Origin of the sequence: Pseudacidovorax sp. NFM-22 (assembly GCF_021401245.1) — a bacterium.
GTDB lineage: Bacteria > Pseudomonadota > Gammaproteobacteria > Burkholderiales > Burkholderiaceae_C > Xenophilus.
In genome coordinates, this window is the sequence record NZ_JACBFY010000001.1 from 694,545 (window position 1) to 720,853 (window position 26,309).

At 66.5% G+C, this 26,309-nt stretch carries 27 protein-coding genes; 14 read left to right on the top strand and 13 right to left on the bottom strand.

Going from position 1 to position 26,309, the window contains the following annotated elements; translation table 11 throughout:
• Positions 1–7: 7 nt before the first annotated feature.
• Both L0984_RS03060 and L0984_RS03065 read right to left on the bottom strand, forming a co-directional pair.
• Positions 8–1,708: a hybrid sensor histidine kinase/response regulator gene (locus L0984_RS03060; protein ID WP_234192281.1), complete on the bottom strand. Its 1,701-nt coding sequence runs from the start codon at positions 1,706–1,708 to the stop codon at positions 8–10.
• Complete coding sequence (locus L0984_RS03065) at positions 1,698–2,333, bottom strand: response regulator (RefSeq protein ID WP_017759062.1); 636 nt, start codon at positions 2,331–2,333, stop codon at positions 1,698–1,700. Before L0984_RS03065 ends, L0984_RS03060 begins: the two co-directional genes overlap by 11 nt.
• A 193-nt stretch (positions 2,334–2,526) precedes the next feature.
• On the opposite strand from L0984_RS03065, the gene aat reads away from it, so the two are divergent.
• The 3 genes from aat to L0984_RS03080 are packed head-to-tail and all read left to right on the top strand — an operon-like array spanning position 2,527 to position 4,902.
• A complete protein-coding gene (aat, locus tag L0984_RS03070; RefSeq protein WP_234192770.1) occupies positions 2,527–3,306 on the top strand; it encodes a leucyl/phenylalanyl-tRNA--protein transferase in 780 nt (259 codons plus the stop codon).
• Entirely contained in the window at positions 3,303–4,037 is a 735-nt protein-coding gene (locus tag L0984_RS03075) for an arginyltransferase (RefSeq protein WP_234192282.1), read from the top strand. Before aat ends, L0984_RS03075 begins: the two co-directional genes overlap by 4 nt.
• A 43-nt stretch (positions 4,038–4,080) precedes the next feature.
• On the top strand, positions 4,081–4,902 hold the full coding sequence (locus L0984_RS03080; RefSeq protein WP_017759059.1) for an IclR family transcriptional regulator: 822 nt from the start codon (positions 4,081–4,083) through the stop codon (positions 4,900–4,902).
• A gap of 111 nt (positions 4,903–5,013) precedes the next feature.
• Here L0984_RS03080 and L0984_RS03085 read toward each other — a convergent pair whose 3' ends face one another.
• The 7 genes from L0984_RS03085 to L0984_RS03115 all read right to left on the bottom strand — a co-directional run bounded on the left by L0984_RS03085 (position 5,014) and on the right by L0984_RS03115 (position 14,292).
• Entirely contained in the window at positions 5,014–6,165 is a 1,152-nt protein-coding gene (locus tag L0984_RS03085) for a serine hydrolase (protein WP_234192283.1), read from the bottom strand.
• A 116-nt stretch (positions 6,166–6,281) separates the two neighbouring features.
• Entirely contained in the window at positions 6,282–7,820 is a 1,539-nt protein-coding gene (locus L0984_RS03090) for a 2-isopropylmalate synthase (protein ID WP_234192284.1), read from the bottom strand.
• Between the two features lie 31 nt (positions 7,821–7,851).
• Positions 7,852–9,555, bottom strand: a complete 1,704-nt coding sequence (leuA, locus tag L0984_RS03095; RefSeq protein ID WP_234192285.1) for a 2-isopropylmalate synthase — start codon at positions 9,553–9,555, stop codon at positions 7,852–7,854.
• A gap of 190 nt (positions 9,556–9,745) precedes the next feature.
• Positions 9,746–10,570 carry a CDP-diacylglycerol--serine O-phosphatidyltransferase gene (pssA, locus tag L0984_RS03100; RefSeq protein WP_017759055.1) on the bottom strand — a complete coding sequence of 275 codons (825 nt, stop codon included), beginning with the start codon at positions 10,568–10,570 and terminating at the stop codon, positions 9,746–9,748.
• 171 nt (positions 10,571–10,741) lie between these two features.
• On the bottom strand, positions 10,742–11,758 hold the full coding sequence (gene ilvC / locus L0984_RS03105) for a ketol-acid reductoisomerase (RefSeq protein WP_234192286.1): 1,017 nt from the start codon (positions 11,756–11,758) through the stop codon (positions 10,742–10,744).
• A 151-nt stretch (positions 11,759–11,909) separates the two neighbouring features.
• Positions 11,910–12,401 carry an acetolactate synthase small subunit gene (ilvN, locus tag L0984_RS03110; RefSeq protein ID WP_017759053.1) on the bottom strand — a complete coding sequence of 164 codons (492 nt, stop codon included), beginning with the start codon at positions 12,399–12,401 and terminating at the stop codon, positions 11,910–11,912.
• A gap of 124 nt (positions 12,402–12,525) precedes the next feature.
• Positions 12,526–14,292 (bottom strand): acetolactate synthase 3 catalytic subunit, encoded by a 1,767-nt coding sequence (locus L0984_RS03115; RefSeq protein ID WP_234192287.1) that lies wholly within the window; start codon positions 14,290–14,292, stop codon positions 12,526–12,528.
• Positions 14,293–14,584: 292 nt separating this feature from the next.
• On the opposite strand from L0984_RS03115, the gene L0984_RS03120 reads away from it, so the two are divergent.
• From L0984_RS03120 to L0984_RS03145, 6 genes are read left to right on the top strand one after another with little or no spacing between them, the layout of a single operon-like run.
• The gene (locus L0984_RS03120; protein WP_234192288.1) at positions 14,585–15,157 is read left to right on the top strand and encodes an RNA polymerase sigma factor; all 573 of its coding nucleotides are present in this window, start codon (positions 14,585–14,587) and stop codon (positions 15,155–15,157) included.
• 11 nt (positions 15,158–15,168) lie between these two features.
• On the top strand, positions 15,169–15,576 hold the full coding sequence (locus L0984_RS03125) for a DUF3619 family protein (RefSeq protein WP_234192289.1): 408 nt from the start codon (positions 15,169–15,171) through the stop codon (positions 15,574–15,576).
• An 11-nt stretch (positions 15,577–15,587) separates the two neighbouring features.
• Positions 15,588–16,334 carry a DUF3106 domain-containing protein gene (locus tag L0984_RS03130; RefSeq protein WP_234192290.1) on the top strand — a complete coding sequence of 249 codons (747 nt, stop codon included), beginning with the start codon at positions 15,588–15,590 and terminating at the stop codon, positions 16,332–16,334.
• Between the two features lie 22 nt (positions 16,335–16,356).
• Positions 16,357–16,911: an RDD family protein gene (locus L0984_RS03135; protein ID WP_370645877.1), complete on the top strand. Its 555-nt coding sequence runs from the start codon at positions 16,357–16,359 to the stop codon at positions 16,909–16,911.
• Positions 16,908–17,309 carry a diacylglycerol kinase gene (locus L0984_RS03140; protein WP_234192291.1) on the top strand — a complete coding sequence of 134 codons (402 nt, stop codon included), beginning with the start codon at positions 16,908–16,910 and terminating at the stop codon, positions 17,307–17,309. Before L0984_RS03135 ends, L0984_RS03140 begins: the two co-directional genes overlap by 4 nt.
• A gap of 16 nt (positions 17,310–17,325) precedes the next feature.
• Positions 17,326–17,922 carry a TIGR00730 family Rossman fold protein gene (locus L0984_RS03145; protein WP_234192292.1) on the top strand — a complete coding sequence of 199 codons (597 nt, stop codon included), beginning with the start codon at positions 17,326–17,328 and terminating at the stop codon, positions 17,920–17,922.
• A gap of 63 nt (positions 17,923–17,985) precedes the next feature.
• Here L0984_RS03145 and L0984_RS03150 read toward each other — a convergent pair whose 3' ends face one another.
• A complete protein-coding gene (locus L0984_RS03150; protein ID WP_017757297.1) occupies positions 17,986–18,324 on the bottom strand; it encodes a P-II family nitrogen regulator in 339 nt (112 codons plus the stop codon).
• 184 nt (positions 18,325–18,508) lie between these two features.
• Between L0984_RS03150 and L0984_RS03155 the strand changes: the two genes are divergently transcribed.
• The 3 genes from L0984_RS03155 (at position 18,509) to L0984_RS03165 (ending at position 21,363) form a co-directional block, all read left to right on the top strand.
• Positions 18,509–19,456 (top strand): DMT family transporter, encoded by a 948-nt coding sequence (locus tag L0984_RS03155; RefSeq protein WP_234192293.1) that lies wholly within the window; start codon positions 18,509–18,511, stop codon positions 19,454–19,456.
• Between the two features lie 7 nt (positions 19,457–19,463).
• Entirely contained in the window at positions 19,464–20,648 is a 1,185-nt protein-coding gene (locus L0984_RS03160; protein ID WP_234192294.1) for a GNAT family N-acetyltransferase, read from the top strand.
• An 82-nt stretch (positions 20,649–20,730) separates the two neighbouring features.
• Entirely contained in the window at positions 20,731–21,363 is a 633-nt protein-coding gene (locus L0984_RS03165) for a YitT family protein (protein ID WP_234192295.1), read from the top strand.
• Between the two features lie 80 nt (positions 21,364–21,443).
• Here the strand turns inward: L0984_RS03165 and ppa are convergent, their stop codons facing one another.
• A complete protein-coding gene (ppa, locus tag L0984_RS03170) occupies positions 21,444–21,971 on the bottom strand; it encodes an inorganic diphosphatase (protein WP_234192296.1) in 528 nt (175 codons plus the stop codon).
• A gap of 236 nt (positions 21,972–22,207) precedes the next feature.
• Here ppa and L0984_RS03175 point away from each other — a divergent pair, with 236 nt between their 5' ends.
• A complete protein-coding gene (locus L0984_RS03175) occupies positions 22,208–24,376 on the top strand; it encodes a sodium-translocating pyrophosphatase (RefSeq protein ID WP_234192297.1) in 2,169 nt (722 codons plus the stop codon).
• A 3-nt stretch (positions 24,377–24,379) separates the two neighbouring features.
• Here the strand turns inward: L0984_RS03175 and L0984_RS03180 are convergent, their stop codons facing one another.
• Positions 24,380–24,970 carry a TetR/AcrR family transcriptional regulator gene (locus L0984_RS03180; RefSeq protein ID WP_234192298.1) on the bottom strand — a complete coding sequence of 197 codons (591 nt, stop codon included), beginning with the start codon at positions 24,968–24,970 and terminating at the stop codon, positions 24,380–24,382.
• Between the two features lie 141 nt (positions 24,971–25,111).
• On the opposite strand from L0984_RS03180, the gene L0984_RS03185 reads away from it, so the two are divergent.
• On the top strand, positions 25,112–25,933 hold the full coding sequence (locus L0984_RS03185) for a metal-dependent hydrolase (RefSeq protein WP_234192299.1): 822 nt from the start codon (positions 25,112–25,114) through the stop codon (positions 25,931–25,933).
• A 95-nt stretch (positions 25,934–26,028) separates the two neighbouring features.
• Here the strand turns inward: L0984_RS03185 and L0984_RS03190 are convergent, their stop codons facing one another.
• Entirely contained in the window at positions 26,029–26,268 is a 240-nt protein-coding gene (locus L0984_RS03190; protein WP_017757288.1) for a hypothetical protein, read from the bottom strand.
• Between the last annotated feature and the right edge of the window lie 41 nt (positions 26,269–26,309).

The window sequence follows — 26,309 nt, forward strand, 5'->3', positions numbered from 1 at the left end:
TCGTTCATCATTCGTCCATGGCGCGGAACAGGCCCAGCACGGCGCGCAACTCTTCGGGATCCACCGGCTTTTCCAGCACCGGCAGGCCCTCGTCGGCCAGTCGCTGACGGATGGCCGCATCGGATTCGCCCGTGACGATGACGCAGCCCATCTCGGGCTGATCGCGGCGCAACGCCTCCAGGGCCATCAGGCCGTTTTCCGAGGGGCCGAGGTGGTAGTCGGCCAAGGCGACATGCGGCGGTCCCAGGCGCTGCACGGCAGCGGCCACCTCGCTGCCGCTGCGGCAGGTGGCGACCACACAGCCCCATTGCTCCAGCAGGGCGCGGGTGGCGTCGAGCACCGTTGCCTCGTCGTCCAGCACCAGCACGCGCAGGCCCTGCAGGTCGGGCAGCACCACCTCGGGCTCGACGGCCTGCTCGTCGCTGGGCTGCGCCAGTGGCAGCATCAGGGTGACCCGCGTTCCGGTGCGCCGGACCGGATCGACGAATTCCATGTTCAGCCGGGCGTTGAGCAGCCGGGCCAGACGCTGCACGATCGACAGCCCCAGCCCCATGCCGGACGAGACCACGTGGCGGCTGCGGTAGAACTCGTCGAACACCCGGTCCTGCTCCTCCACCGGGATGCCCGGGCCCGTGTCGGAGACCTCCAGCATCACGCCATCGGGCTGCGTGGACAGCGCCAGGCACACCCCGCCATCGGCGCCATGCTTGAGCGCGTTGTCGAGCAGGTTGCGCAGCACCCGCTCGAGCAGTGCTAGGTCAGTGCGGACATGCGCCGTCTCGGCGCGGCACTCCCAGCGCCGGCCGCCTTCGAGGCACAGGGCGCGGTACTCGATGTCCAGGCGCGCGACCAACGGCGCGATGGGCACGTAGCGCAGCTCGGGCCGCAGCGCCCCACTGTCCATCCGCGAGAGATCCAGGATGGCGGAGAAAAGCTGCTGCAGCCCCTCCAGCGCGATGGCCAAGGCCTCGCGCGCCCGGTGGATGTCCTCTGCGGTGGTGGCACGCGCCAGCACCCCGCCCAGCAGCCCGATGGCATGCAGTGGCTGGCGCAGGTCGTGGCTGGCCGTCATGATGAAGCGGGTCTTGGCGGCATTGGCCGCCGACAGCTGCTTGACGAGTTGCGCGTTCTCGGCGCGGATGGCGATGCCCTCGGCCACGCGGCGGGAAAAGCCGTGGGCGAAGACGCTCAGCACCAGCCAGTACATGAAGAGGCCGCCGAAGATCGCCGGGGCGAGCTGGGGCGTGAAGTCCCGCGCCCAACCCGCGGCCACGCCCCCCAGCATCAGCCCCAGATAGCCGGCATACAGCCGCGGCACGATGCCCAGGGACGACATGCCCGCTGCACCCCAGCAGCAATAGAAGAGCGTCACCAGCAATCGCGTCTCGGTCTGCATGTGCGGCAGGCCGAGCAGGGGCAGGCTCACCAGGGCAAAGGCCAGCACCAACGACGAGGCCCAGAGGATGCGTCGTGCGCTGCGCGTGGGACGCCCTTGCGACAGCCAGCGGGCCGCCACGGCCATGACGCGGTTGCGCAGCAGCAGGGAGCCCGCCGCGGCCACGCTCCAGGCGAGAACGCCCGGCGCACCCACGTCCCGCCATGCGACCGCGGCGAGGATCAACACACCCACCAAGGCCAGCCTGGCCGCGGCGGCGGCCTGGGCCAGGGCGAAGCTGATCAGGTCGCGGTCGTGCGCCTCAGCATCCAAGCGTGATGCCTCGCCGATGCGCTTCCACCACCGCCTGCGCACGGGAGCTGACATTGAGGGCCCGGAACACCGCCACGGTGTGGCTCTTGACCGTGCCTTCTGACAGGCCGAGCGTGCGTGCCACCTGCTTGGCCGACATGCCGTGCAGCAGGCAGTTCAGCACGTCGCGTTGCCGGGCCGACAGCGACAGCCCATCGTCCGGTACCGCGCGGCCCCGGCCGCCGGCCTTGGCCGTGATGCTTTCGGGCAGCGCAAGCCGGCGACCGCAGACATCCTTGAGCGCCTGGAAGAGCACCGTCTCGCTCGCCGACTTGAACAGATAGCTGGAAGCACCGGCCTGCAGCGCCGCATCGACGCTCTGGGGGCTTTCGTCCGCAGAAAGGACGAGCACGGCGAGTTCTGGCCGCAGCTGCTTGACCTCCGACAGGACGCTCAGGCCGGACATCCCCGGCAACTGAAGGTCGAGCACCAGCAGGTCGAAATCGCGGCGCCCACGCAGAACCTCGACGAGGTCGCGGGCGTTGCCGGTCTCGGTGACATCGCTGGTGGGATCGACCTGACGCGCGAGCAACCGCAGTGCCGTCCGGATGGGCGGATGGTCATCACAGATCAGCAGGCGGAACACGCAAGCTCCAGGAAAGGCGGATCGCCTCGAATAGTTCTCCACGCCGGCAAAGCCTTGGGCCGGCGCCCTCATGGCTGCCTCGCGGCGGCCGGCCGAGAGTGTGCCGCAATCCAGGCCCTTACCCTTCGCCTTTTTGGGGGAAATCAGAGGGTGCGGCCCATTGGAAGCGGCGCGTGCCGGGATCGCGCCCGGCATGCGCCAGAATCCAGCCGTGGCACGACTCCCCCGCAAACTGCCCTGGCTCGCCGCTGGTGAGCCGCTCCCACCGCCGGCCACCGCGTGGGGGCCAGAAGATCCCGTTCCGGGCGTCGTGGCGGCCGGCGGCGCACTGGACGTGCCGACGCTGCTCGACGCCTATGGCCACGGCATCTTCCCGTGGTTCGGCGACGACCAGCCCATCCTCTGGTGGAGCCCGGACCCGCGGATGGTGCTCCGGCCTGGCGCCTTCCGCTTGCACCGCTCGCTGCGCAAGACCCTGCTGGCGTTTCGCCAGCAGGCGCCGCGGTGCGAGATCCGCATCGACCATGCATTCGCCGACGTGATCACCGCCTGCGCCGAAGCGCCCCGGGCCGGCCAGTCGGGCACCTGGATCCTCCCCGAGATGCAGCAGGCCTACGTGGCACTGCACCGCGCCGGCCACGCGCACAGCGTGGAGACCTGGATCGACGGGCAACTCGCGGGCGGCCTCTATTGCGTCGCACTGGGCCGCGCGGTCTTCGGCGAATCGATGTTCGCGCGGCGCACCGACGCCTCGAAGATCGCCTTGGCGGGCCTGGTGGCCTTCTGCCGCCACCACGGCGTGCAGGCCATCGACTGTCAGCAGAACACCGCCCACCTGGCCAGCCTGGGCGCGAGCGAATGGCCACGGGCGCAGTTCCTCGCCCACATCGGCGATGCATGCAGGCAGCCGCCCATTCCTGCATGGCAATTCGACCCCATATACTGGAACGAACTTCTGCCGGCACAGCAATGACGCTCCTCAAGGATCTGCCGCTCCAGACGCTGCAGTTCTACGCGACAGCGCCCTACCCCTGCAGCTATCTGCCCGACCGTCAGGCGCGCTCCCAGGTGGCCACGCCCAGCCACCTCATCAACAGCGACGCCTACTCCGACCTGGTGCTGGGCGGCTTCCGCCGCAGCGGAATGTTCACCTACCGCCCCTACTGCGACGGTTGCCGCGCCTGCATCCCCCTGCGCATCCTGGCAGAACGTTTCGCGCCCAGCCGCAGCCAGCGCCGCGCAGCGCAACGCCACCAGCATCTGCAGGCCCGGGTGCTGCGACTGTGCTTCGTGCCCGAGCACTACCAGCTTTACCTGCGCTACCAGAACGGCCGCCACGCTGGCGGGGGTATGGACCACGACAGCATCGACCAGTACACCCAGTTCCTGCTCCAGAGCCGCGTCAACTCACGGTTGGTCGAGTTCCGCGAGCCAACCGACGACGGCAGCCAGGGCGCCTTGAAGATGGTGTCCATCCTGGACGTGCTCAACGACGGGCTGTCGGCCGTCTACACCTTCTACGAGCCGGAGGAAGGTGCTGCCTATGGCACCTACGGCGTGCTCTGGCAGATTGCCCAGGCCCGTGAACTCGGCCTGCCGCACGTCTACCTGGGCTACTGGATCGAGCACAGCAACAAGATGGCCTACAAGGCCAAGTTCGCCCCCCACCAGATCCTGGTGGACGGCGAATGGCGCGAAGTTTGATTTCACGCTATAAAATGGCGGCCGTTTGGTTCAGCGCCGTCCCATGAGAAAGAACAACACCGACGTTCCTGCCACGCCCGTCATCCAGGTCATCGAGCGCATGTTCGCCCTGATCGACGTGCTGGCGTCTCGCGAGGACGCGATCTCCCTCAAGGAGATCAGCGAAAAAACGGGGCTCCATCCCTCCACCACCCACCGCATCCTCAACGACCTCGCTGTCGGGCGTTTCGTGGACCGGCCGGAACCGGGCAGCTATCGCCTCGGCATGCGGCTGCTCGAACTGGGCAATCTGGTGAAGGGCCGACTGAATGTGCGCGACGCCGCCCTGGGACCGATGCGCGAATTGCACAAGCTCACGCAGCAGCCGGTCAACCTGAGCGTGCGGCAAGGCGACGAGATCGTCTACGTGGAGCGGGCCTACAGCGAACGCTCCGGCATGCAGGTGGTGCGGGCCATCGGCGGCCGCGCGCCGCTGCACCTCACCTCAACCGGCAAGCTGTTCCTCGCCGCCGACGAACAGCAGCGCGTGCGCAGCTACGCGACGCGCACCGGCCTCGCAGGCCACACCCGCAACAGCATCACGCAGTTGCCTGTCCTGGAGCGCGAACTCGCCCGGGCACGGCAGTACGGCATCGCGCGCGACAACGAGGAGCTGGAGCTCGGGGTGCGCTGCATGGCGGCAGGCATCTACGACGACCAGGGCAAGCTCGTGGCGGGCCTGTCCATCTCGGCCCCCGCTGATCGGCTCGATGACGGCTGGCTCCCCAAGCTGCAGGCCACGGCGAACGAGATCTCGGGCGCGCTCGGCTACTCGGATGCGACGCCGCCTTCTGCGGACATGGCACAGCCCGCCAGGGCGGCCTGACGCCGCAGCGCCACTCACACTTCCCGGCGTGCGCGGTGCGCCGGCGCAGAACGCAAAGGGCCCTCGAGAGGGCCCTTGGTTCATCTGGAGCAGCCCATCCTGCCCCGGGGGTCAGCCAGAAATCTGGCTGCTGGCCGTATGCATCGGGGCGAAGCGGTTGGTCTCTACCCAGCGGCGAACGCGCTCGGCATCGGCGATCCGGCTGAACTTGCCGGCAGAGTCCAGGAACACCATGATGAGCTTGCGACCGGCGACGCGCGCCTGCATCACCAGGCACTGTCCGGCCTCGGAGATGTAGCCCGTCTTCTGCAGACCGATGTCCCAATCGGGGCTGCGCACCAGCCGGTTGGTGGTGTTGAACTGCAGCATGCGATTGCCCACCTCCACCTGGTATTCCGGCGAGGTCGTCAGGCTGCGCACCAGCGAATCCTGCGACGCCACGGCCACGAGCAGGGCCAGGTCCTGGGCCGTGGACTGATTGCTGCTCGACAGGCCCGTGGGCTCGACATAGCGGGTGTCCTTCATGCCGATCATCCGCGCCTTCGCGTTCATCACGCTCACGAAGGTGGCCAGGCCGCCCGGGTACGTCCGCCCCAAGGCATGGGCGGCCCGGTTCTCGCTCGACATCAGGGCAAGATGCAGCAGTTCGCCGCGCGGCAGCGTGGTGCCCACGGCCAGGCGGGAACGGCTGAACTTCTCGGTGTCCACATCGTCCTGGGTGATGGTGATCGGCTCGTCCATCGGCAACTTGGCCTCGCTGATCAGCAGGCCCGTCATGAGCTTGGTGATCGAGGCGATGGGCAGCACGGCGTGGTCGTTCTTGCTCAGCAGCACCTCGCGGGTGTCCTGGTCCATCACCAGCGCCACGCTCGACTTCAGGTCGAGCGGGTCCTGCGAGTGATGAAGGCCAGCGAGTTGGCCATAGGACTGGCGGGGCGGCTCGGCGACGCGCACCACGGAGCGACGCTGCACGGCCACCACCGTCTTCCCGCCACTCTTTCGCACCGTTGCGACGACGTTGCGGCCGCCGCGCACGACCCGCTCCTCGGTTCGGGTCTTGGACGCCTTGGGGGCGGGCTTGGCCGCGACTTTGCTGGTGGCAGCAGGCCGCTTGGCCGCGGCCTGCTGCTTCTTGCCATTGGCATGGGCAGCGGGCGTCAGGAAGGAAACTGCGCAAAGCGCCACGGCCAGAAGGCGCAGCGCGGGCAAGTACCGCTGTGAAGAAATTCGGGGCAAAACAGGCTGCGCGGGGGCTTCGGCCATCAACTACTCCAGCGGCATGGAAATCGACAAGGTGCCGCAGTCTATCGAATACAAAAAAGAGACGCAAATCAGTGACTTGCGCCCCCTTCTTCATGCAAGCCGAAGAACGCTCGAAACTAACCCTGCGCCGCCACGCGCTCAGTCTGGCTGTGCAGCTTGTTCAGGGCGCTGAGGTACGCCTTGGCCGAGGCCACCACGATGTCGGGATCGGCCCCGACACCGTTGACCACGCGCCCCGCATTCTGCAGCCGCACCGTCACTTCGCCCTGGCTTTCGGTCGAGCCACTGATGGCATTGACCGAGTACAGCACCATTTCGGCGCCACTCTTCACATGCGACTCGATGGCCTTGAGGGAAGCATCGACCGGGCCATTACCACCCGACTCGCCCACCACCTCCTTGCCCTGGTCGATGAAGACCACGCGGGCATGAGGCTGCTCACCGGTTTCGCTGTGCTGTGAGAGCGACACAAAGCTGAACTGCTCGTCAACGTTCGACTGCTGCTCGGCGCTGACAAGGGCGAGGATGTCCTCGTCGAAAATCTCGGCCTTGCGGTCGGCCAGTTCCTTGAAGCGCAGGAAGGCGGCGTTCAGGTCGGCCTCGCTGTCCATCGACACGCCCAGATCCTGCAGGCGCTGCTTGAAGGCGTTACGGCCGCTGAGCTTGCCCAGCACGATCTTGTTGGCCGTCCAGCCCACGTCCTCGGCGCGCATGATCTCGTAGGTGTCGCGGGCCTTGAGCACGCCGTCCTGGTGGATGCCGGACGCATGGGCGAAGGCATTGGCGCCCACGACGGCCTTGTTGGGCTGCACCACGAAGCCCGTCGTCTGGCTCACCATGCGACTCGCGGCCACGATGTGCTGGGTGTCGATGTTGAGGTCGAGCCCGAAGTAGTCCTTGCGGGTCTTCACCGCCATCACGATCTCTTCGAGCGAGCAGTTGCCGGCACGCTCACCCAGGCCGTTGATGGTGCATTCGACCTGGCGGGCGCCGCCGATCTTCACGCCGGCCAGCGAGTTGGCCACGGCCATGCCCAGGTCGTTGTGGCAATGCACCGACCAGATGGCCTTGTCGCTGTTGGGAACGCGTTCGCGCAGCGTCTTGATGAACTGGCCGTAGAGCTCGGGGATCGCATAGCCCACCGTGTCGGGCACGTTGATGGTCGTGGCGCCTTCGGCGATCACGGCCTCGAGCACGCGGCAGAGGAAGTCCATCTCGCTGCGGTAGCCGTCCTCGGGGCTGAACTCCACATCGGCCACCTTGTTGCGGGCGAAGCGCACAGCCAGCTTCGCCTGCTCCAGCACCTGCTCGGGCGTCATCCGCAGCTTCTTCTCCATGTGCAGCGGCGACGTGGCGATGAAGGTGTGGATGCGCGCACGGGCCGCGCCAGCGAGCGCGTCGGCGGCCCGCGAGATGTCGCGGTCGTTGGCCCGCGACAGGCCGCACACGGTGGAGTCCTTGATGGCATTGGCAATGGCCTGCACCGCCTCGAAGTCGCCGTTGGAGCTGGCGGGGAAGCCCGCCTCGATCACGTCGACCTTGAGCCGTTCCAGTTGCCGCGCGATGCGCAGCTTCTCGTCACGCGTCATCGAGGCGCCAGGCGACTGCTCACCGTCGCGCAAGGTGGTGTCGAAAATGATCAACTGGTCGGTCATTGTGGGCTCCTTTGTCCGTGTACGTTCTGCGTCAGGCCGACATTTCGGCAACCGACGATTGTGCCTGCTGGGCGTCGGCGCCCCCGGCGCGCTGCATGCCCGAGACGATGGCCTTGAGCGCGGCGGCCGTGGTGTCGGCATCGATGCCGACGCCGAACACTGTGCGCGAATCGCCCATGCGCATCTCCACATAGGCCACCGAGCGTGCGTCGGCACCGGCGCCGATGGCATGCTGGTGATAGTCCATCACGCGGATCGGCTGGCCGATGGCCTCGGCCACGGCGCGGCTGAAGGCATCGATGGGCCCGTTGCCGCGGCCTTCTATGGTCACGGGCTGGCCGCCCCACGTGAGTTCGCCACGCAGCACGGTGAGCGCCTGGTCGCCCTCGCCTTCCACGGACTGCGCGCGGTGGCGCAGGCCCTGGGCACCGTCCATGTGGTATTCGCGGCGGAAGATGTCCCAGAGGTTCGCCGCGTCCAGTTCCTTGCCTTCCACGTCCATCACCCGCTGCACCACCTGGCTGAACTCGATCTGCAGGCGGCGCGGCAACTCGAGGCCGTACTCGCTTTCAAGCAGGTACGAGATGCCGCCCTTGCCCGATTGGCTGTTCACGCGGATCACGGCCTCGTAGCTGCGGCCCACGTCCTTCGGGTCGATAGGCAGGTAGGGGACGCTCCAGAGGTCGCCGTCCTTGCGGGCCGCGAAGGCCTTCTTGATCGCATCCTGGTGAGAGCCGGAGAAGGAGGTGTAGACCAAGTCCCCCGCATAAGGATGGCGCGGATGCACGGGGAGTTGATTGCAGTGCTCGACCGTGGCGCGGATGTCATCGATGTGCGAGAAGTCGAGGCCCGGCGACACGCCCTGCGTGTAGAGGTTGAGCGCCACGTTGACGATGTCGAGGTTGCCCGTGCGCTCGCCATTGCCGAAGAGGCAGCCTTCCACCCGGTCGGCGCCGGCCATGATGGCCAGTTCCGCGGAAGCCGTGCCGGTGCCGCGGTCGTTGTGCGGATGCACCGAGATCACCACGTTGCCGCGCTTGCCGAAGCGTCGGCTCACCCATTCGATCTGGTCGGCGAAGATGTTGGGCGTCGCGTTCTCGACCGTGGTGGGCAGGTTGAGAATGATCGGCTTGCCCTCACCCCAGGCGGCGATGGCCGTCTCGCATGCCTGTGCAGAGACTTCGAGTTCGGCCAGGCTGAAGGTTTCCGGCGAATACTGGAGCGTCCATTGCGTGCCGGGCTGCGCATCGGTCAGTCGGCGCACCTGCGACACGCTGCGCTCGATCAGGGCCATCACCTCCGACACGCTCATGCCAAACACCACTTCGCGCCACACCGGGGCCACGGCGTTGTACACATGAACGATGGCCTTGGGTGCACCACGCAGCGACTCGATGGTACGGGCGATGAGTTCTTCGCGCGCGGGCGTCATGACCTGGATGGTCACGTCGTCGGGAATGCGGTCCTCGTCGATGAGACGGCGCAGGAAGTCGAACTCGATCTGAGAGGCGGCGGGAAAGCCCACCTCGATTTCCTTGAAGCCGATGCGCACGAGCAACTCGAACATCTGCATCTTGCGCGCCATGTCCATGGGCTCGACGAGCGCTTGGTTGCCGTCGCGCAGGTCGGTCGACAGCCAGATTGGCGCACGGGTGATGATGGCATCGGGCCAGGTGCGGTCCTTGAGGCCGATCGGTGCGAAGGCGCGGTACTTGGTGTGAGGCTGCTGAAGCATGTCGATTTCTCTGCGAGAGGTTGGAACCGACCAGCAACCCCATAGACAAACGGCCCGTTGCTGGTGCAAACGGGCCGTGTCGAGGGTGTTTTGCGCGTGCGCCTTTACCTTCTCCGCCCGTCGGGGGAGATCAGTAGTAGGGCCAGGGCAAAAACGTTCATGAGGGCTCTGACTCTAACACAGGGCCTGATCATTCGTGCAAGCCGCGCTCGTCGGGCTCATCGGTGGAAATGCTGATCATGCTCACCGGCTGGCCCTTGGCCTTGCGCCATGCATAGATCGCGTAGCCACTCAGGCCATAGAGCACGAAGAGGCAGAACAGCACGGTGGGCGGATGGATGTTGATCACCGCGATGCCCAGTGCGATCAGCACCAGCGTGGCGAAAGGCACGCTCTTGCGGATCTGCATGTCCTTGAAGCTGTAGAACGGCGCATTGGTCACCATCGACAGGCCCGCGTACAGCGTGAAGAAGAAGGTGATCCAGGTGATCTGCGTCCAGCTCAGGTACCAGACGTCGGCGCCGCGCCGGCCCCAGTCGGTCATCAGCCAGATGAATCCCGCCACCAGCGCCGCCGCGGCGGGCGAAGGCAGCCCCTGGAACCACCGCTTGTCGACCACACCGGTGTTGACGTTGAAGCGCGCCAACCGCAGCGCCGCGCAGGCGCAGTAGACGAAGGCAGCAATCCAGCCCCAGCGGCCCAGGCCCTTGAGCGACCATTCGTAGGCGATGAGCGCCGGCGCCGCGCCAAAGGACACCATGTCCGCCAGCGAGTCCATCTGCTCGCCGAAGGCACTCTGGGTGTGCGTCATGCGTGCCACGCGGCCGTCCAGGCTGTCGAGCACCATGGCGCAGAACACGCCCACCGTGGCCAGGTCGAAGCGGCCGTTCATGGCCATGACGATGGCATAGAAGCCACCGAACAGCGCCGCCAGCGTGACCAGATTGGGCAGTACGTAGATGCCCTTGCGGCGCTTGCGGATCGGCGCGTCGTTCAAGGGGGAGTGGTCGTGCATGAATTCGGCCTCCGGCCTTCCGGGAAACTTGGCAGTGTAGTCAATGACGTCGTCGCGCCCGGTGCCGGATTGCCGCTTCCAAAGGACATCGGCGCAGGGTGACGACAAAGAAAAAGGCCACCGCACGCGGTGGCCTTTGCAGCTGGCGGAGCATGCCCCGCCGAAGCCCGATCAGTTGCGGGTCTGGTCGACCAGCTTGTTCTTGGCGATCCAGGGCATCATGGCGCGCAGCTGACCACCGACCTGCTCGATCGAGTGGTCGGCCGTATTGCGGCGGCGGGCCGTCATCGACGGGTAGTTCAGACGGCCTTCCTGGATGAACATCTTGGCGTAGTCGCCGTTCTGGATGCGCTTGAGGGCGTTGCGCATGGCGGCGCGCGACTGATCGTTGATCACCTCGGGGCCGGTCACGTACTCGCCGAACTCCGCGTTGTTGGAGATCGAGTAGTTCATGTTGGCGATGCCGCCTTCGTAGATCAGGTCGACGATCAGCTTGAGCTCGTGCAGGCACTCGAAGTAGGCCATCTCGGGCGCGTAGCCGGCTTCGACCAGCGTCTCGTAGCCCATCTTGATCAGTTCGACGGCGCCACCGCACAGCACGGCCTGCTCGCCGAACAGGTCAGTCTCGGTCTCTTCCTTGAAGTTGGTCTCGATGATGCCGGCCTTGCCACCGCCGTTGGCCATGGCGTAGCTCAGGGCCAGGTCGCGGGCCTTGCCGGACTTGTCCTGGTGCACGGCCACGAGGTGGGGCACGCCGCCGCCCTGGGCATAGGTGGAACGCACGGTGTGGCCGGGAGCCTTGGGCGCCACCATCCACACGTCCAGGTCGGCGCGGGGCACGACCTGGTTGTAGTGCACGTTGAAGCCGTGGGCGAAGGCCAGCGAGGCGCCTTCCTTGATGTTGGGCTCGACGTTGTTCTTGTAGACCTCGGCGATCTGCTCGTCGGGCAGCAGGATCATCACGACGTCGGCGGACTTCACGGCGTCGTTGACTTCGAGCACGGTCAAGCCGGCCTTGCCGACCTTGTCCCACGAAGCGCCGCCCTTGCGCAGGCCGACCACGACCTTCACGCCGCTGTCGTTCAGGTTCTGGGCATGCGCGTGGCCTTGCGAGCCGTAGCCGATGATGGCGACGGTCTTGCCCTTGATCAGGCTCAGGTCACAGTCCTTGTCGTAAAAAACTTTCATGTCTTCTCTCCGGTTGGATGATGCGTTTGCGATGCGTGGATGCCGTCCGTGCTGAGCCTGTCGAAGGGCTCATTGCAGTCCCGCAGGCCGGCTGGCTCGCGGGGCTTCGACAGGCTCGGACCGGACGGACAAGGACCGAGCCCCGATCTCGTCAAACCCGCAGGATGCGCTCGCCGCGGCCGATGCCGCTCGGGCCCGTTCGCACCGTCTCGAGGATGGCGCTGCGGTCGATGGCGTCGAGGAAGGCATCGTTCTTGCCGTGGTCGCCAGTGAGCTCGATGGTGTAGCTCTTGTCGGTCACGTCGATGATGCGCCCGCGGAAGATGTCGGCCATGCGCTTCATCTCCTCGCGCTCCTTGCCCACGGCACGCACCTTGACCATCATGAGCTCGCGCTCGGTGTAGGCGCCTTCGGTCAGGTCCACCACCTTGACCACCTCGATGAGGCGGTTCAGGTGCTTGGTGATCTGCTCGATCACGTCGTCCGAACCCTGGGTCTGGATGGTCATGCGTGACAGGCTTGGGTCTTCGGTGGGGGCCACCGTCAGCGACTCGATGTTGTAGCCGCGGGCCGAAAACAGGCCCACCACGCGGGAGAGTGCGCCGGGCTCGTTCTCGAGCAGCACGGCAATGATGTGCTTCATGATGTCGATTCCTCTTTTCGCCGCCCTCCCCTGCGCACGGTAATGCGCAGGCTCGGCGGGCAATAGATTCGTCTGGAAGAAAGGGAGAAGGCGCCGACCAGACCCGCCAGCGGCGCCGGGTGCGTCAGAGGTCTTCGCTGCCCAGCAGCATCTCGGTGATGCCCTTGCCGGCCTGCACCATCGGGAACACGTTCTCGGTGGGGTCAGTGCGGAAGTCCATGAACACGGTGCGGTCCTTGAGCTTGCGGGCCTCGCGCAGGGCGGGCTCGACGTCCTGCGGTCGCTCGATCAGCATGCCGACGTGGCCATAGGCCTCGGCGAGCTTCACGAAGTTGGGCAACGCGTCCATGTAGCTGTGGCTGTAGCGGCCGGAGTATTCGATTTCCTGCCACTGACGCACCATGCCCAGGTAGCGGTTGTTCAACGAGCAAATCTTGATCGGCGTGTTGTACTGCAGGCAGGTCGACAGCTCCTGGATGCACATCTGCACCGAGCCTTCACCGGTGATGGTGAAGACGTCCGCCTCCGGCTTGGCCAGCTTGATGCCCATGGCGTAGGGAATGCCCACGCCCATGGTGCCCAGGCCGCCGGAATTGATCCAGCGCCGCGGCTCGTCGAAGCGGTAGTACTGCGCAGCCCACATCTGGTGCTGACCGACGTCGGAGCACACATAGGCCTCGACGTCCTTGGTCATGTTCCACAACGTCTCGACGACGTATTGCGGCTTGATCACGTCCTTGTTGTCGCGGTCGTACTTCAGGCAATCGCGGCTGCGCCAGGTCTCGATGGTCTTCCACCAGTCGGCCAGGGCCCCGGCCTCGGGCTTGGTACCACTCTCGCGCACCATGGAGATCAGCTCGGTCAGCACATCCTTCACGTCGCCGACGATGGGCACGTCCACCTTGACCCGCTTGGAGATGCTCGACGGGTCGATGTCGATGTGGATGATCTTGCGTTCGTTCTGCGCGAAGTGCTTGGGGTTGCCGATCACTCGGTCGTCGAAGCGCGCGCCGACGGCCAGCAGCACGTCGCAGTTCTGCATCGCGTTGTTGGCTTCGATGGTGCCATGCATGCCCAGCATGCCCAGGAACTTGCGGTCGCTCGCCGGGTAGGCGCCGAGGCCCATCAGCGTGTTGGTGACCGGATAGCCCAGCATGTCCACCAGCGTGCGCAGCTCGTTGGTGGCATTGCCCAGCAGCACGCCGCCGCCGGTATAGATGTAGGGACGCTTGGCCGTCAGCAGCAGTTGCAGCGCCTTGCGGATCTGACCGCCATGGCCCTTGCGCACCGGGTTGTACGAGCGCATCTCTACCTTGTCCGGGTAGCCGTGGTAGGCCACCTTCTTGAAGGACACGTCCTTGGGCACATCCACCACCACCGGACCCGGCCGGCCGCTGCGGGCGATGTGGAAGGCCTTCTTCATGGTCATCGCCAGATCCTTGGGATCCTTGACCAGGAAGTTGTGCTTGACGATGGGCCGCGTGATCCCAACGGTGTCGCACTCCTGGAACGCATCCAGGCCGATGGCGGCCGTCGGCACCTGGCCAGCGACGATCACCATCGGGATCGAATCCATGTACGCCGTGGCAATGCCAGTCACGGCATTGGTCAGGCCGGGGCCGGAGGTGACCAGCGCCACGCCGACGTCGCCAGTGGCGCGAGCGTAGCCGTCAGCGGCGTGCACAGCGGCTTGCTCGTGACGCACCAGCACGTGCTGGATGGTGTCCTGCTTGTACAGCGCGTCGTAGATGTAGAGAACGGCGCCACCCGGGTAACCCCAGATGTACTTCACGCCTTCGGCCTGCAGTGCCTTGATCAGCACTTCAGAGCCCATGAGTTCTTGAGGTTGGCCAGCCGCGACGGCGGCGGTTTCGGCCTTGGAGATTTCCATTTGATGAACCTTCCGAGTTTTCGGGAACGAAAAACCTTGGGTGCCCCTTGCCAGCCCTTGTGGGGCCGCGCCAGGACTTGAGGCCAAAACCATGGGCGGACAGGTGAACCGCCGGACTTTGACCCGTTTGCCTTTTGACTGCGAGCCGGCGATTATGACACCGGACAGGGCAAAAGCCAGCCTCATGCCGGCCAATGCAATAATCCATGAGTTTGTCTGCGGGCCTTTGTCACAGGTTCGCGCCATAGCCCCTCCGCAGTCGCCCCTCCCTCGCCCTACGGCAACCTCGCGCTTGGCCACCGAACAAGAACTCTCAGATTTCCTCAAGAGCGTCGAAAAGCGCGCATTCAAGCGCTCGCTGTACCACGTTCGCGATGAAGAGGCGGCCCTGGACATCGTGCAGGACAGCATGATGAAGCTGGCCGAACACTATGGCGACAAGCCACCGGCCGAGTTGCCGATGCTGTTCCAGCGGATCCTGTCCAACTGCACCCTCGACTGGTTTCGGCGGCAGAAGACGCGGCGGGCCCTCTTCTCGAACCTCAGCGACTTCGAGAGCAACGACGACGACGCGGGCGATTTCGACCTGCTCGGCAGCTTCAACGGTGACCTCGACACCCGCGAGACCGAAAGCGCCGAGGATGTCACCCGCCGCACCCAGGTTTTCCACCAGATCGAAGCCGAGATCGCGGCACTCCCCACTCGTCAACGAGAAGCTTTCCTGTTGCGTTACTGGGAGGAGATGGATGTGTCCGAGACAGCCGCCGCCATGGGCTGCTCAGAAGGCAGCGTGAAGACGCACTGCTCCCGGGCCATCCAGGCACTCAGCCGCGCCCTCAAGGCGAAGGGGTTTCTGCCGCCATGACTTCGACACGCATGACCTCCTCCTCCAATCCGGAAGACCTGTTCGGCCGCGCCATTGCCGCTCGACTGAGCGCCGGTGCCGACGACCTGCCGCGCGACATCAGCGAGCGCCTCCGAGCGTCCCGCACACGGGCGCTCGCCCAGCGAAAGCGCGAGATGGCCCACACCGTCGTGGTCGACACCGGCGGCAGCGCCGTCCTCGGCATTCAGGGCTGGTGGCAGCGCGCGTTGGCCGTGGTGCCCTTGCTGCTGCTGACGATTGGCCTGCTCACCATCGGTCTGACCCAGGAAGAGCGCCGTACAGCCGAACTGGCCGAGGTCGACGCAGCCTTGCTGACCGACGACCTCCCACCCGCTGCCTACACCGACCCCGGTTTTGCCCAGTTCTTGAAGGCGAACGCCGCCGCTGCGCACCAGTGATGGAGGTCGACATGACCCGGCCTTCGCACAAGAATCTTTCGCCTGGCGACCATGCCCAAGGCCGTCAAACGTTCCCGACACGCAACATTTTTGCACTGATCCTGGCCGTCATGACCATCGGGGCAGGTTCGGTTGCCGTACATGCCGGCGAAAGTGGCGCAGCCGCAGGATCGGGCAAATCGGCAGCGCCCACGCGCAGTGGACCGCGGTGGACAACGCTCACCAAAGCCCAGCAGCAGGCCCTGGCGCCGCTGGCGCCCCACTGGAACACCCTGAGCGATGCCCAGCGCCGCAAATGGATCGCGCTGTCCCGCAACTTCGACCATATCGGGGCAGCGGAGCAGGCCAAGTTGCATGAACGCATGACGGACTGGGCTGCACTGAGTCCGCGCCAGCGCGCGCTGGCGCGGCTCAACTTCGCCGAAGTGCGCAATCTCGCGCCGGCCGATCAGCTCAAGGCCAAGTGGGAGGCCTATCAGGCCCTGAGCGAAGCGGAGCGGCGCAAACTCGCGGAGAGTGCCGGCGGGCGCAGCATCGGTGCCGCTCCTGCAGCGCGGCCGGTGCCGGCAGACAAACTGGTTCCCGTGCCCGCCACGGCCTTCCAGCAGCCGCATGGCGGCCCGCGGATCCAGATCACGCCCTCGCCCGGGCCGGAGGCTGCCAATGCCGCGCCGATCGGCGACGCCACGGGCCAGGAGGCGGGCGGCGTCCTGATGACGGGACGGCCATCGGCCGAGCCGACTGCCACGGCGCCTTAGCCGGCGTGCCCGACAATAGGGCATGCCTTCGTTGCGCACCCCGGCTTCCTCCATTCCTCCAGCCCGCCAAGACGTACCGACGCCAGTGGCTACCCCCGGCATCTGGCGCCGGATGGCCTGCTGGCTCTACGAGGGACTGCTGCTTTTTGCCGTCGTGTTCGTGGCTGGTTGGCTCTTCAGCACGCTGGGGCAGATGCGTGACGCCATGGATGCACGCCGCCCCCTCCTCCAGGCTTTTCTCTTCGTGGTGTTCGGCATCTACTTCACGGTGTTCTGGTCCCGCGGCCAGACGCTCGCGATGAAGACCTGGAGGCTGCGCATGGTGGACCGGAGCGGACGCCCCCTGACCCAGGGTCGCGCGCTGGTCCGCTACCTGCTCGGCTGGATCTGGTTCCTGCCGCCGTTGGCGGCCATCCATGCCCTCCCGTTCAAGGTGAGCGGCGGCGAAGTGCTCGTTCTGATGACAGGCTGGGTCGCCATCTGGGCCCTGCTGGCACGTTTTCACCCTCAACAACAGTTCTGGCACGACGCATGGGCAGGCACCCGCATCGTCGATGCCTCGCCGATTCCCCGATGAGCACTCCTGACCCCACCCTGCATGTCAATCCCCAGAAAGCGCGCAAGGGTCTAGACCGTCTTTGGCATGCCACCCTCTACTCCCTCAATGGCCTGAAGGCCGGCTGGGGCGAGCCTGCCTTCAGGATGGAGGCCTGTCTCGCGATCGTCCTCCTGCCGCTGGCCTTCATCGTCGGGCAGAGCTGGATCGAGACGGCGCTTCTGGTCGCCGGCGTTCTTCTGGTGATGATCGTGGAATTGCTCAACACTGCGGTCGAGGCCGCCATCGACCGCATCGGTCCTGAATGGCACGACCTGTCCAAGCGTGCCAAGGACATGGGGAGCGCCGCCGTCTTCCTCACCAGCCTCCTGGCAGGAGGTATCTGGCTTGCCGCGCTCTGGCAACGCTTCATCGCTTGAGTGGGAAGGCGCACGCATGAATCACCCTTCCTCCTTTTCCGTTTGCGTGTATTGCGGCTCCCGGCCCGGCACGCGACCCGAGTACCTGGAATCGGCCGAGGCCACGGGCCGCTGGATCGGCGCAAACGGCGGCCAACTGGTCTACGGCGGCGGTCGCACGGGCCTGATGGGCGCCGTCGCCGAGGCTACGCGACTGGCGGGCGGCCGCGTGGTCGGCATCATTCCCAAGGCGCTGGTCGACAAGGAACTGGCCAACACCTTGTGCGACGAACTGCACGTGGTCGACACCATGCATGAGCGCAAGGCGATGATGGCTGCGCGTGCCCACGCCTTCCTCGCCCTCCCGGGGGGCATCGGCACCTTCGAGGAACTCTTCGAGATGTGGACGTGGCGCCAATTGGGCTACCACGACAAGCCCATCGGCCTGCTCAACGTCGCGGGCTACTACGACGGACTGCTCGCTTTCGTGGACCAGAGCATCCGTGCAGGGCTGATGAACGACTGGCAGATGGGCCTGATCGAATCGGGCAGCGAGCTGGATGTCCTTCTGGAGAAGCTGCGGCAGCAGGCTCCTCGAGATCGCAGCGCCCCGCTCCTCACCCAGAACATCTGAGGGGCGCGGCTGGGCATTCGCGCAGGCTTATGGCGGGCGGCCCCGCGCTGGAGCCGCGCGCCCTCAGACGGCGCTCTCGTTCTCCTCGCCGGTCCGGATACGAACGATGCGCTGCACCTCGGTCACGAAGATCTTGCCGTCGCCGATCTTGCCGGTGCGGGCCGCCGTGACGATGGCGTCGACGCAGTTCTCCACGTCGGCGTCGGCGACCACCACCTCGATCTTCATCTTGGGCAGGAAGTCGACCACATACTCGGCGCCGCGATAGAGCTCCGTGTGGCCCTTCTGGCGGCCGAACCCCTTCACCTCGGTCACCGTCAGGCCGGAGACGCCGACTTGACCCAGCGCCTCGCGCACGTCGTCGAGCTTGAAAGGTTTGACGATGGCAGTGATCTGCTTCATGGCGGAGTTCCTGTAATGAGAGTGATGCAAGAGACTGGGTGACAGGCCGCGCGCACGCAGACCCCTGGGGCACGAGGTGTCGCAAGCCGCTGAGGCGGCGCGAAGTTGCACCCACGCTCGGAAATTATGTCATTCGCACCATCGCCCAGCGCACCGGGCGGTCGGCTGCTACGCTCGCCGATCCATGCCTTCGACTTCCCCGCCTGCGCTTCACGGGATCGCCGCCGCGTACCGGCGCGCCAGCCACAACGCCACGCTGCTGCTCGTGTTCACCACCCTGATGTGGGGATGCAATGCCGTCGCTGCGAGGCTCGCCGTCGGAAACATCTCGCCCATGATGCTGACCACGGCGCGGTGGACGATCTGCTGTGTGGCGCTGTGGTTCACCGCCCGGCACGAGATCGCCCGGCATTGGCGCACCGTGGCGCGATCCTGGCGTCTGATCGCCATCATGGGCACGGCAGGCTTCACTGCCTTCAATGCCCTCTTCTACGCGGCGGCCCACCACACCTCGGCCATCAACATCGCCATCATCCAGGGCACGATCCCGGTGCTGGTGCTTCTGGGCAGCTTCGTGTTCGCGGGCCGACGCTTCCGGCCCATGCAGGCGCTGGGCGTGGCCGTGACTTTGGCGGGCTGCGTCGTCGTGGCTTCGCGCGGCCAGCTTCACGTGCTCGCCACGCTGGACTTCAACGTCGGCGACCTCTGGATGCTGCTGGCCAGCCTCTTCTACGCCGGGTACATGCTCGGGCTGACCCGCCGGCCACCCGTGCCGCCGATCGTCTTCTTCGCCGCCGCCGCGGGCGTCGCGGCGCTGACCTCCCTGCCGCTGCTGGCTTTCGAGGTGGCCACGGACCGCTTCTTCATGCCCACGGCGACCGGCTGGGCGTTGATGCTGTTCGTGGGTCTGCTGCCCTCCTTCGTGTCGCAGATCACCTTCATCCAGGCCGTCTCGCTGATCGGGCCGGAGCGCGCCGGGGTCTTCGTCAACCTGACGCCGATCTTCGGCCCTCTGCTGGCCGTGCTGGTGCTGGACGAGCCGCTGCGCCCCTTCCACCTCGTCGCGCTGGCGCTCGTGCTGGGCGGCATCTGGATCGCGGAGCGCCGCCGGCGCGCGGTCGGCACGGAGTGAAGCGGCCATGCCTGGAGCGTCCCTCGAATTCAGGATCGTCCACGATCCACTGCAGATCGATGCCGCGGCCTGGAACGCCCTGCTCGCCCGGCAGGCTGCGCCCAGCCCCTTCATGCGGCACGAGTACCTTGCGGCGCTGCATGCGAGCGGGAGCGCAACGCCGCAGAAGGGCTGGGCTCCCGCCTTTGCCACGCTGTGGCGGGGCAACGAGCTGGCGGCGGCCTGCGCGCTCTACCTGAAGTCCCACTCCTACGGCGAATACGTGTTCGACTGGGCCTGGGCGAATGCGTATGAACAGCACGGCCTGCGGTACTACCCCAAGGCCCTGGTGGCGGTGCCGTTCACGCCGGTGCCCGGCACCCGACTGCTGGCGATCGACGCGCCCACGCGCCTGGCGCTCCTCCGATCGCTGGTGGCCTGGGCGGCGGACAACGAACTGTCTTCCCTGCACCTGCTGTTCGGCGAAGACGAAGACGTTGCCGCCTGCGAAGCCGCCGGCCTCATGCTGCGGCACACAGTGCAGTTCCACTGGGAAAACGTCCACCCGGCGCAGGAAGAGCAGGCGCGCCGCTATCGGGATTTCGACGACTTCCTCGCGGCCCTCAACCAGGAGAAGCGCAAGAAGATCCGCCAGGAGCGCCGCAAGGTCGCCGAGAGCGGCGTGCGCTTCCGCTGGGCGCGCGGCACGGACATCCGTGACGCGGACTGGGATTTCTTCTATCGCTGCTATGCGCGCACCTACCGCGAGCATGGCAACCCACCCTACCTGACCCGGGACTTCTTTCATCGGATGGCGACCAGCCTGCCCGACGCCTGGCTACTGTTCGTGGCCGAACGCGAAGGCCGTCCCATGGCCTGCAGCCTGATCGGCCTGGGCGCCGACGCCAATGGCCGTGGCATCGCCTACGGACGCTACTGGGGCGCACTGGAGCGGGTCGACTGCCTGCACTTCGAAGCCTGCTACTACCAGCCCATCGAATGGTGCATCACCCATCAGGTGCATCGCTTCGAAGGCGGCGCACAGGGCGAGCACAAGATGGCGCGCGCACTCATGCCGGTCAGGACCACCAGCGCCCACTGGCTCGCCCACCCGGCCTTCGCGGATGCGGTGGAGCGCTTCCTGGCGCGGGAAGACGAAGGCGTGTCGGCCTACCTGTCGGAACTCGGCGAGCGAAGCCCGTTCCGCGCCTGACACCTCTCGCGCCGTGAGGCCGCAGGACGCACCCCTGCGCCAGATCATGCGGGCCAGCCCTGGCACCCGCTAAGCTCGGTCGATGACCGACGCCGCCGCTCCCGTCTCCCCAGCAGCCCCGCGGACCCGCCATGCCTTGTGGGAGGACGCACTGGCCGTCGCCAGCGGCACGCTGCTCATCTCCATGGGCGTGGCGCTGTTCACCACGGCCGGACTGCTGACCGGCGGCACCGCAGGCATCGCGTTCCTGTTGCACTACGGCACCGGCGCCAGCTTCGGCACCCTCTTCTTCCTGCTCAACCTGCCCTTCTACTGGCTGGCCTGGCGCAAGCTGGGCCCGGCCTTCACCATCAAGACCTTCCTGGCCGTTGCCTCGCTGTCCCTGCTGACCCTTTGGCAGCCGGCATTGCTGCACTTCGACCGCCTGCACCCACTCTATGCCGCCCTGGCCGGCGGGCTGGTGACGGGCACCGGCTTCCTGATCCTGTTCCGCCACCGCTGCAGCCTGGGAGGCATCGGCATCCTCGCGGTCTGGCTGCAGGAGAAGAACGGGTGGCGCGCCGGGCAGGTGCAGATGGGCTTCGACTGCCTCATCGTCGCGACCGCCTTCGTGCTGGTGGAGCCGCAGCGGGTGATGCTGTCCATTGCCGGCGCCGTTGCCCTCAATGCGGTGCTGGCCATCAACCACAAGCCGGGCCGCTACCTGGGCTTCTGACGCGCACGGCCACCAATGCGCCGAGTGCCCACGAAAAAGCCCGCCGAAGCGGGCTCATGATCGCAATCCGCGGCGGCGGATTACTTCTTGTACGCGGCGATGCCGTCGGTGATTTCCTTGTGGGCGGCTTCGATGCCGTCCCAGCCCAGCACCTTGACCCACTTGCCGGCTTCGAGGTCCTTGTAGTGCTCGAAGAAGTGGCTGATGGCCTTCAGGCGCATCGGGTTCACGTCCTGCACCGTCTTCCAGTGGCTGTAGATCGGCAGGATCTTGTCGGTGGGCACGGCCAGCACCTTGCCATCCACGCCGGCCTCGTCTTCCATCTTCAGGATGCCCAGCGCGCGGCACTTGACCACGACGCCCGGCAGCAGCGGATAGGGCGTGACCACCAGCACGTCCACCGGGTCGCCATCGCCCGACAGCGTCTGCGGCACGTAGCCGTAGTTGGTCGGGTAGTACATCGCCGTGGTCATGAAGCGGTCGACAAAGATCGCACCGGTTTCCTTGTCCACCTCGTACTTGATCGGATCGGCGTTCATCGGGATCTCGATGACGACGTGGAACTCTTCAGGGGCCTTGGGGCCCGGGGGGATTTTGTCGAAGGACATGGCTTGTCTATGGTTGGAATGGCGTTCGCCCCGCGGCTCGGGACAAACCCCGAGTTTAGCCAGCGGGCCGACGCCAGCCTGACACCGGCGCGGTTTGCCTGTAAATTCGTTGCGTTGGCCAATCAGTGCAAGGCGGGTTCTACCCCCAGCATCGAGGAAGCAACGCGGCGGCAGTTGGGCCCGGCGCGTTGTGGCAGGGTCCCGGCTGGCGTCTTCACAACCACATGGAGACGGCAATGACTGGCAACTTCCCTTTGTATGCGGTGATCGCCTGTGGGCTGATCGCCGTCATCTACGGCGTCTGGGCGCGAAGCTGGATTCTTTCCCGCGACCCGGGCAACGCTCGCATGCAGGAGATCGCCGCGGCGATCCAGGCCGGTGCCTCGGCCTACCTGGCCAAGCAGTACACGGCCATCGGCATCGTGGGCCTGGTGCTCGCGGTGCTGATCGCGCTTTTTCTCGACGGTCTCACGGCGACCGGCTTCGTGGTCGGCGCCGTGCTGTCGGGCGCCTGCGGCTTCATCGGAATGAACGTCTCGGTGCGTGCCAATGTGCGCACGGCGCAGGCCGCAGCGCGGGGCATCGGACCGGCGTTGCAGGTGGCATTCCGGGGTGGCGCCATCACCGGGATGCTGGTGGTCGGGCTGGGGCTGCTGGGGGTCGCCGGCTTCTATGCCTTCCTGGGCGCGGGCACGGCCACGCCGCAGGCGCTGAATCCGCTGATCGGCTTTGCCTTCGGCTCCTCGCTGATCTCCATCTTCGCCCGGCTCGGCGGCGGCATCTTCACCAAGGGAGCGGACGTCGGCGCCGACCTCGTCGGCAAGGTCGAAGCAGGCATTCCCGAGGACGATCCGCGCAACCCCGCCGTGATCGCCGACAACGTGGGCGACAACGTCGGCGACTGCGCTGGGATGGCGGCCGACCTGTTCGAGACCTACGCCGTCACGCTGATCGCCACCATGGTGCTGGGTGCGCTGATGGTCACGGCAGCGCCGGCGAACGCGGTGATCTATCCGCTGGCGCTGGGCGGCGTCTCGATCATCGCGTCCATCGTCGGCTGCTTCTTCGTCAAGGCGTCACCGGGCATGACCAACGTGATGCCGGCGCTCTACCGCGGCCTGGCGGTCGCCGGCGTGCTGTCGCTCATCGCGTTCTGGTTCGTCACGTCCTGGCTGATACCCGACAACGCAGTGGTCGCCGCCGGCAGCCAGCTGCGCCTGTTCGGCGCCTGCTTCGTGGGCCTGGCCCTGACGGCCGCCCTGGTATGGATCACCGAGTACTACACGGGCACGCAGTACAAGCCGGTACAGCATGTGGCCCAGGCCTCCACCACCGGCCATGGCACCAACATCATTGCCGGCCTGGGGGTGTCCATGCGCTCCACGGCATGGCCGGTGATCTTCGTCTGCGCCGCAATCCTGGCGGCCTACACGCTGGCCGGGCTGTATGGCGTGGCCGCGGCGGCAACCTCGATGCTCTCGATGGCCGGCATCGTGGTCGCGCTGGACGCCTACGGCCCTATCACCGACAACGCGGGCGGCATCGCGGAGATGGCCGAACTGCCGTCGTCCGTCCGCGACGTGACGGACCCGCTGGATGCCGTGGGCAACACCACCAAGGCGGTGACCAAGGGCTATGCCATCGGTTCGGCGGGTCTGGCGGCGCTGGTGCTGTTCGCCGACTACACGCACAAGCTCGAAAGCTACGGCCAGGCCATCGACTTCAACCTGTCCGATCCGCTGGTCATCGTGGGACTGTTCATCGGCGGGCTGATTCCCTACCTCTTCGGCGCCATGGCCATGGAGGCCGTGGGCCGCGCGGCCGGCGCAGTGGTGGAGGAAGTGCGGCGCCAGTTCCGCACCATCCCCGGCATCATGGACGGCACCGGCAAGCCCGAGTACGGCAAGGCGGTCGGCATGCTGACCGGCGCGGCCATCAAGGAGATGATGATCCCGTCGCTGCTGCCGGTACTCGTGCCCATGGTGGTGGGCCTGGTGCTGGGGCCCAAGGCACTTGGCGGCCTCCTGATGGGCACCATCGTCACCGGCCTGTTCGTCGCGATCTCGATGTGCACCGGCGGCGGCGCCTGGGACAACGCCAAGAAGTACATCGAGGACGGCCATTTCGGCGGCAAGGGCAGCGAGACCCACAAGGCGGCCGTCACGGGCGATACGGTGGGCGACCCCTACAAGGACACGGCCGGGCCGGCGGTCAATCCGCTGATCAAGATCATCAACATCGTGGCGCTGCTCATCGTGCCGCTGGTGGTGCAGTTCCACGCGCCTCAGCCCCCGCGGGCGGCGGGCCTCGGTGCGCCCGTCCTCGGGCAAGTGGCCCAGGCGCAGCCGACCACTTCCAACCCAAGGCCGACGCCGACGCCGACGCCGACGCCGATGCAACGCTGACCGTCAGCGCTGCGCCACGGCACGCACCAGGCGCGTGGCCGGCTCCACCAGCGCGGTGAGGTCGGCCTCCCGCCCCTCCTCCACCGCGAGGAGCACGAGTTCGTGGATGCCGCCCACGACCGTCATGGCCATCTGCCGGTCGAGCGGCTGACCCTCCGCATCGGGAACGGCTGCGCCGATGAAATCGGCAATGGCCCGGTGTACCCGGCGCCGGACCGCGAGGCCTTCCAGGCCCAGGCCGAGGATCTCGACGAACAGCGTACGCAGCAGAACCGGGTCGGAAGCCAGGCACTCCAGATAGGCCCGCACCGCGCCGTCCACCTGGACCTGCCAGGGCCTCGACCGGTCGACCGACTCGACCAGCACCTTCAACGCCACACCGCTGGCCGCTTCATACAGCGCCAGCAGGCACTCGGTCTTGCCCGCGAAGTGCTCGTAGAAGGTACGGCGCGACACCGCGGCCTCCCGCACGATGTCGGCGATGGAGGTCTGGGCGTACCCGCGCGCCGCCAGGGCGCGGGCCATGCCTTGCAGCAGGCGCTCGCGATGGCCGGCCTCTGTGAGCTTCTCTTCGGGTGCGGTGGAGCTGTTCATGCAGTGCGAAGGCCGCGGAACGCGGCCGGCAGTAGATCGTACAAAGCCCCTCATCGGGGCCCGGTCGGCACTTGAGCGTAACGGCACCTGGGAGGATGATCTAGGTACGCCACCGTACCAATTTTCCGAAAGCGACCCCTGATGAGCCAGCTCGTGATTCGAAGACTGCTGATCGACCTCAACGCGCCGTTCGAGCGCCAGTGGTGCGCGGGCAATGCCTTCCAGACGGCTTTCTTCAATGCGCTGTCCATGAGCTTTCCGTTCGGGGAGCAGTTCTTCATCGATGCCGTGCGGGGCGCGCTGCCGCTGCTGGCGCCCGATGCGCAACAGCGCTGGCAGGCCGAGGTGCGCGGTTTCATCGGCCAGGAAGCCACGCACCGGCGCATCCACGCCCTGTTCAACGGCCAACTCGAACGGCAGGGCCTCGAGGACTCCTGGACGCCACGCATGAAGCAACGGATGGCATTGCTCGAGGGCCAGGATCCGCGACACGCCCTGGCGATCACTGCCGCTACCGAGCATTTCACCGCCATCTTCGCGGACTGGCTGCTGCGCCATCCCCGGACGCTGGAGGCGGTCGAGCCTCGTCTGCGCACGATGTGGATGTGGCATGCGGCCGAGGAGTCGGAGCACAAATGCACCGCCTTCGACCTCTATCGCGCCGTCGGGGGCGCCGAATCATGGCGGCGGCGCTGGATGCGGCGCGTCACCCTGCTCTTCCTGACCGACCTGCTTCGACAGACCGTGGCCAATCTGCGCCATGAAAAACAGCTGTGGAAGCGATCGACCTGGCGGCAGGCCTGGCAGACCCTGTTCAGTCGCGAAGGCCTGCTGACCAGCAATGTGCGCGCGTGGCGCGCCTACTTTTGCCCGACGTTCCATCCCTCCGAACAGGATGGCACGCTTGCGCAACAGTGGCTGGCCGACCACCATGACAGCTACACCCCTGTCGGCGCAAACTGAACATCGGCAAACGACGAAGGCGGGATGCCCCGCCTTCAGCCCCCTGGAGCACCGGTCCAGGCTTCAAAGCGCCCCATGCGGGGCGCCCCGTGGGTTCAGCCGCCGCCCTTGAGGGTCGCTTCCAGTTCCTTGCAGGACGGCGCGCACACCGGCTGGGCCTTGCCCAGGACGCGCTTCGTCTGCATCAGGGAGCGGGGGCGGTGCTTGCCGCACAGGAAGCACGACATCGTGGCGCCGCTGAAGGAGGACGAAGCCTTGAAGGGAGAACCCGGGGTCTTGGACTTGTAGCGCAGCCCAGCCTCGTCCATGGTCGTCTTGACATCAGAGCTGGCCATGGGCGCCTCCCTGTTGAACGAACACGCCGCGGACGGCAGAG

What these genes read in the sequence shown, in the direction of transcription:
- aat (WP_234192770.1), top strand. Translation starts at nt 2,527, where the DNA reads ATGCGCCAGAATCCAGCCGTGGCACGACTCCCCCGCAAACTGCCCTGG.
- L0984_RS03140 (WP_234192291.1), top strand. Translation starts at nt 16,908, where the DNA reads ATGAGCACTCCTGACCCCACCCTGCATGTCAATCCCCAGAAAGCGCGC.
- L0984_RS03150 (WP_017757297.1), bottom strand. Translation starts at nt 18,324, where the DNA reads ATGAAGCAGATCACTGCCATCGTCAAACCTTTCAAGCTCGACGACGTG.
- L0984_RS03175 (WP_234192297.1), top strand. Translation starts at nt 22,208, where the DNA reads ATGACTGGCAACTTCCCTTTGTATGCGGTGATCGCCTGTGGGCTGATC.
- L0984_RS03075 (WP_234192282.1), top strand. Translation starts at nt 3,303, where the DNA reads ATGACGCTCCTCAAGGATCTGCCGCTCCAGACGCTGCAGTTCTACGCG.
- L0984_RS03145 (WP_234192292.1), top strand. Translation starts at nt 17,326, where the DNA reads ATGAATCACCCTTCCTCCTTTTCCGTTTGCGTGTATTGCGGCTCCCGG.
- L0984_RS03085 (WP_234192283.1), bottom strand. Translation starts at nt 6,165, where the DNA reads ATGGCCGAAGCCCCCGCGCAGCCTGTTTTGCCCCGAATTTCTTCACAG.
- L0984_RS03155 (WP_234192293.1), top strand. Translation starts at nt 18,509, where the DNA reads ATGCCTTCGACTTCCCCGCCTGCGCTTCACGGGATCGCCGCCGCGTAC.
- L0984_RS03130 (WP_234192290.1), top strand. Translation starts at nt 15,588, where the DNA reads ATGACCCGGCCTTCGCACAAGAATCTTTCGCCTGGCGACCATGCCCAA.
- L0984_RS03115 (WP_234192287.1), bottom strand. Translation starts at nt 14,292, where the DNA reads ATGGAAATCTCCAAGGCCGAAACCGCCGCCGTCGCGGCTGGCCAACCT.
- pssA (WP_017759055.1), bottom strand. Translation starts at nt 10,570, where the DNA reads ATGCACGACCACTCCCCCTTGAACGACGCGCCGATCCGCAAGCGCCGC.
- L0984_RS03165 (WP_234192295.1), top strand. Translation starts at nt 20,731, where the DNA reads ATGACCGACGCCGCCGCTCCCGTCTCCCCAGCAGCCCCGCGGACCCGC.
- L0984_RS03190 (WP_017757288.1), bottom strand. Translation starts at nt 26,268, where the DNA reads ATGGCCAGCTCTGATGTCAAGACGACCATGGACGAGGCTGGGCTGCGC.
- L0984_RS03160 (WP_234192294.1), top strand. Translation starts at nt 19,464, where the DNA reads ATGCCTGGAGCGTCCCTCGAATTCAGGATCGTCCACGATCCACTGCAG.
- L0984_RS03080 (WP_017759059.1), top strand. Translation starts at nt 4,081, where the DNA reads ATGAGAAAGAACAACACCGACGTTCCTGCCACGCCCGTCATCCAGGTC.
- L0984_RS03125 (WP_234192289.1), top strand. Translation starts at nt 15,169, where the DNA reads ATGACCTCCTCCTCCAATCCGGAAGACCTGTTCGGCCGCGCCATTGCC.
- L0984_RS03090 (WP_234192284.1), bottom strand. Translation starts at nt 7,820, where the DNA reads ATGACCGACCAGTTGATCATTTTCGACACCACCTTGCGCGACGGTGAG.
- ilvN (WP_017759053.1), bottom strand. Translation starts at nt 12,401, where the DNA reads ATGAAGCACATCATTGCCGTGCTGCTCGAGAACGAGCCCGGCGCACTC.
- leuA (WP_234192285.1), bottom strand. Translation starts at nt 9,555, where the DNA reads ATGCTTCAGCAGCCTCACACCAAGTACCGCGCCTTCGCACCGATCGGC.
- ilvC (WP_234192286.1), bottom strand. Translation starts at nt 11,758, where the DNA reads ATGAAAGTTTTTTACGACAAGGACTGTGACCTGAGCCTGATCAAGGGC.
- L0984_RS03135 (WP_370645877.1), top strand. Translation starts at nt 16,357, where the DNA reads ATGCCTTCGTTGCGCACCCCGGCTTCCTCCATTCCTCCAGCCCGCCAA.
- ppa (WP_234192296.1), bottom strand. Translation starts at nt 21,971, where the DNA reads ATGTCCTTCGACAAAATCCCCCCGGGCCCCAAGGCCCCTGAAGAGTTC.
- L0984_RS03185 (WP_234192299.1), top strand. Translation starts at nt 25,112, where the DNA reads ATGAGCCAGCTCGTGATTCGAAGACTGCTGATCGACCTCAACGCGCCG.
- L0984_RS03180 (WP_234192298.1), bottom strand. Translation starts at nt 24,970, where the DNA reads ATGAACAGCTCCACCGCACCCGAAGAGAAGCTCACAGAGGCCGGCCAT.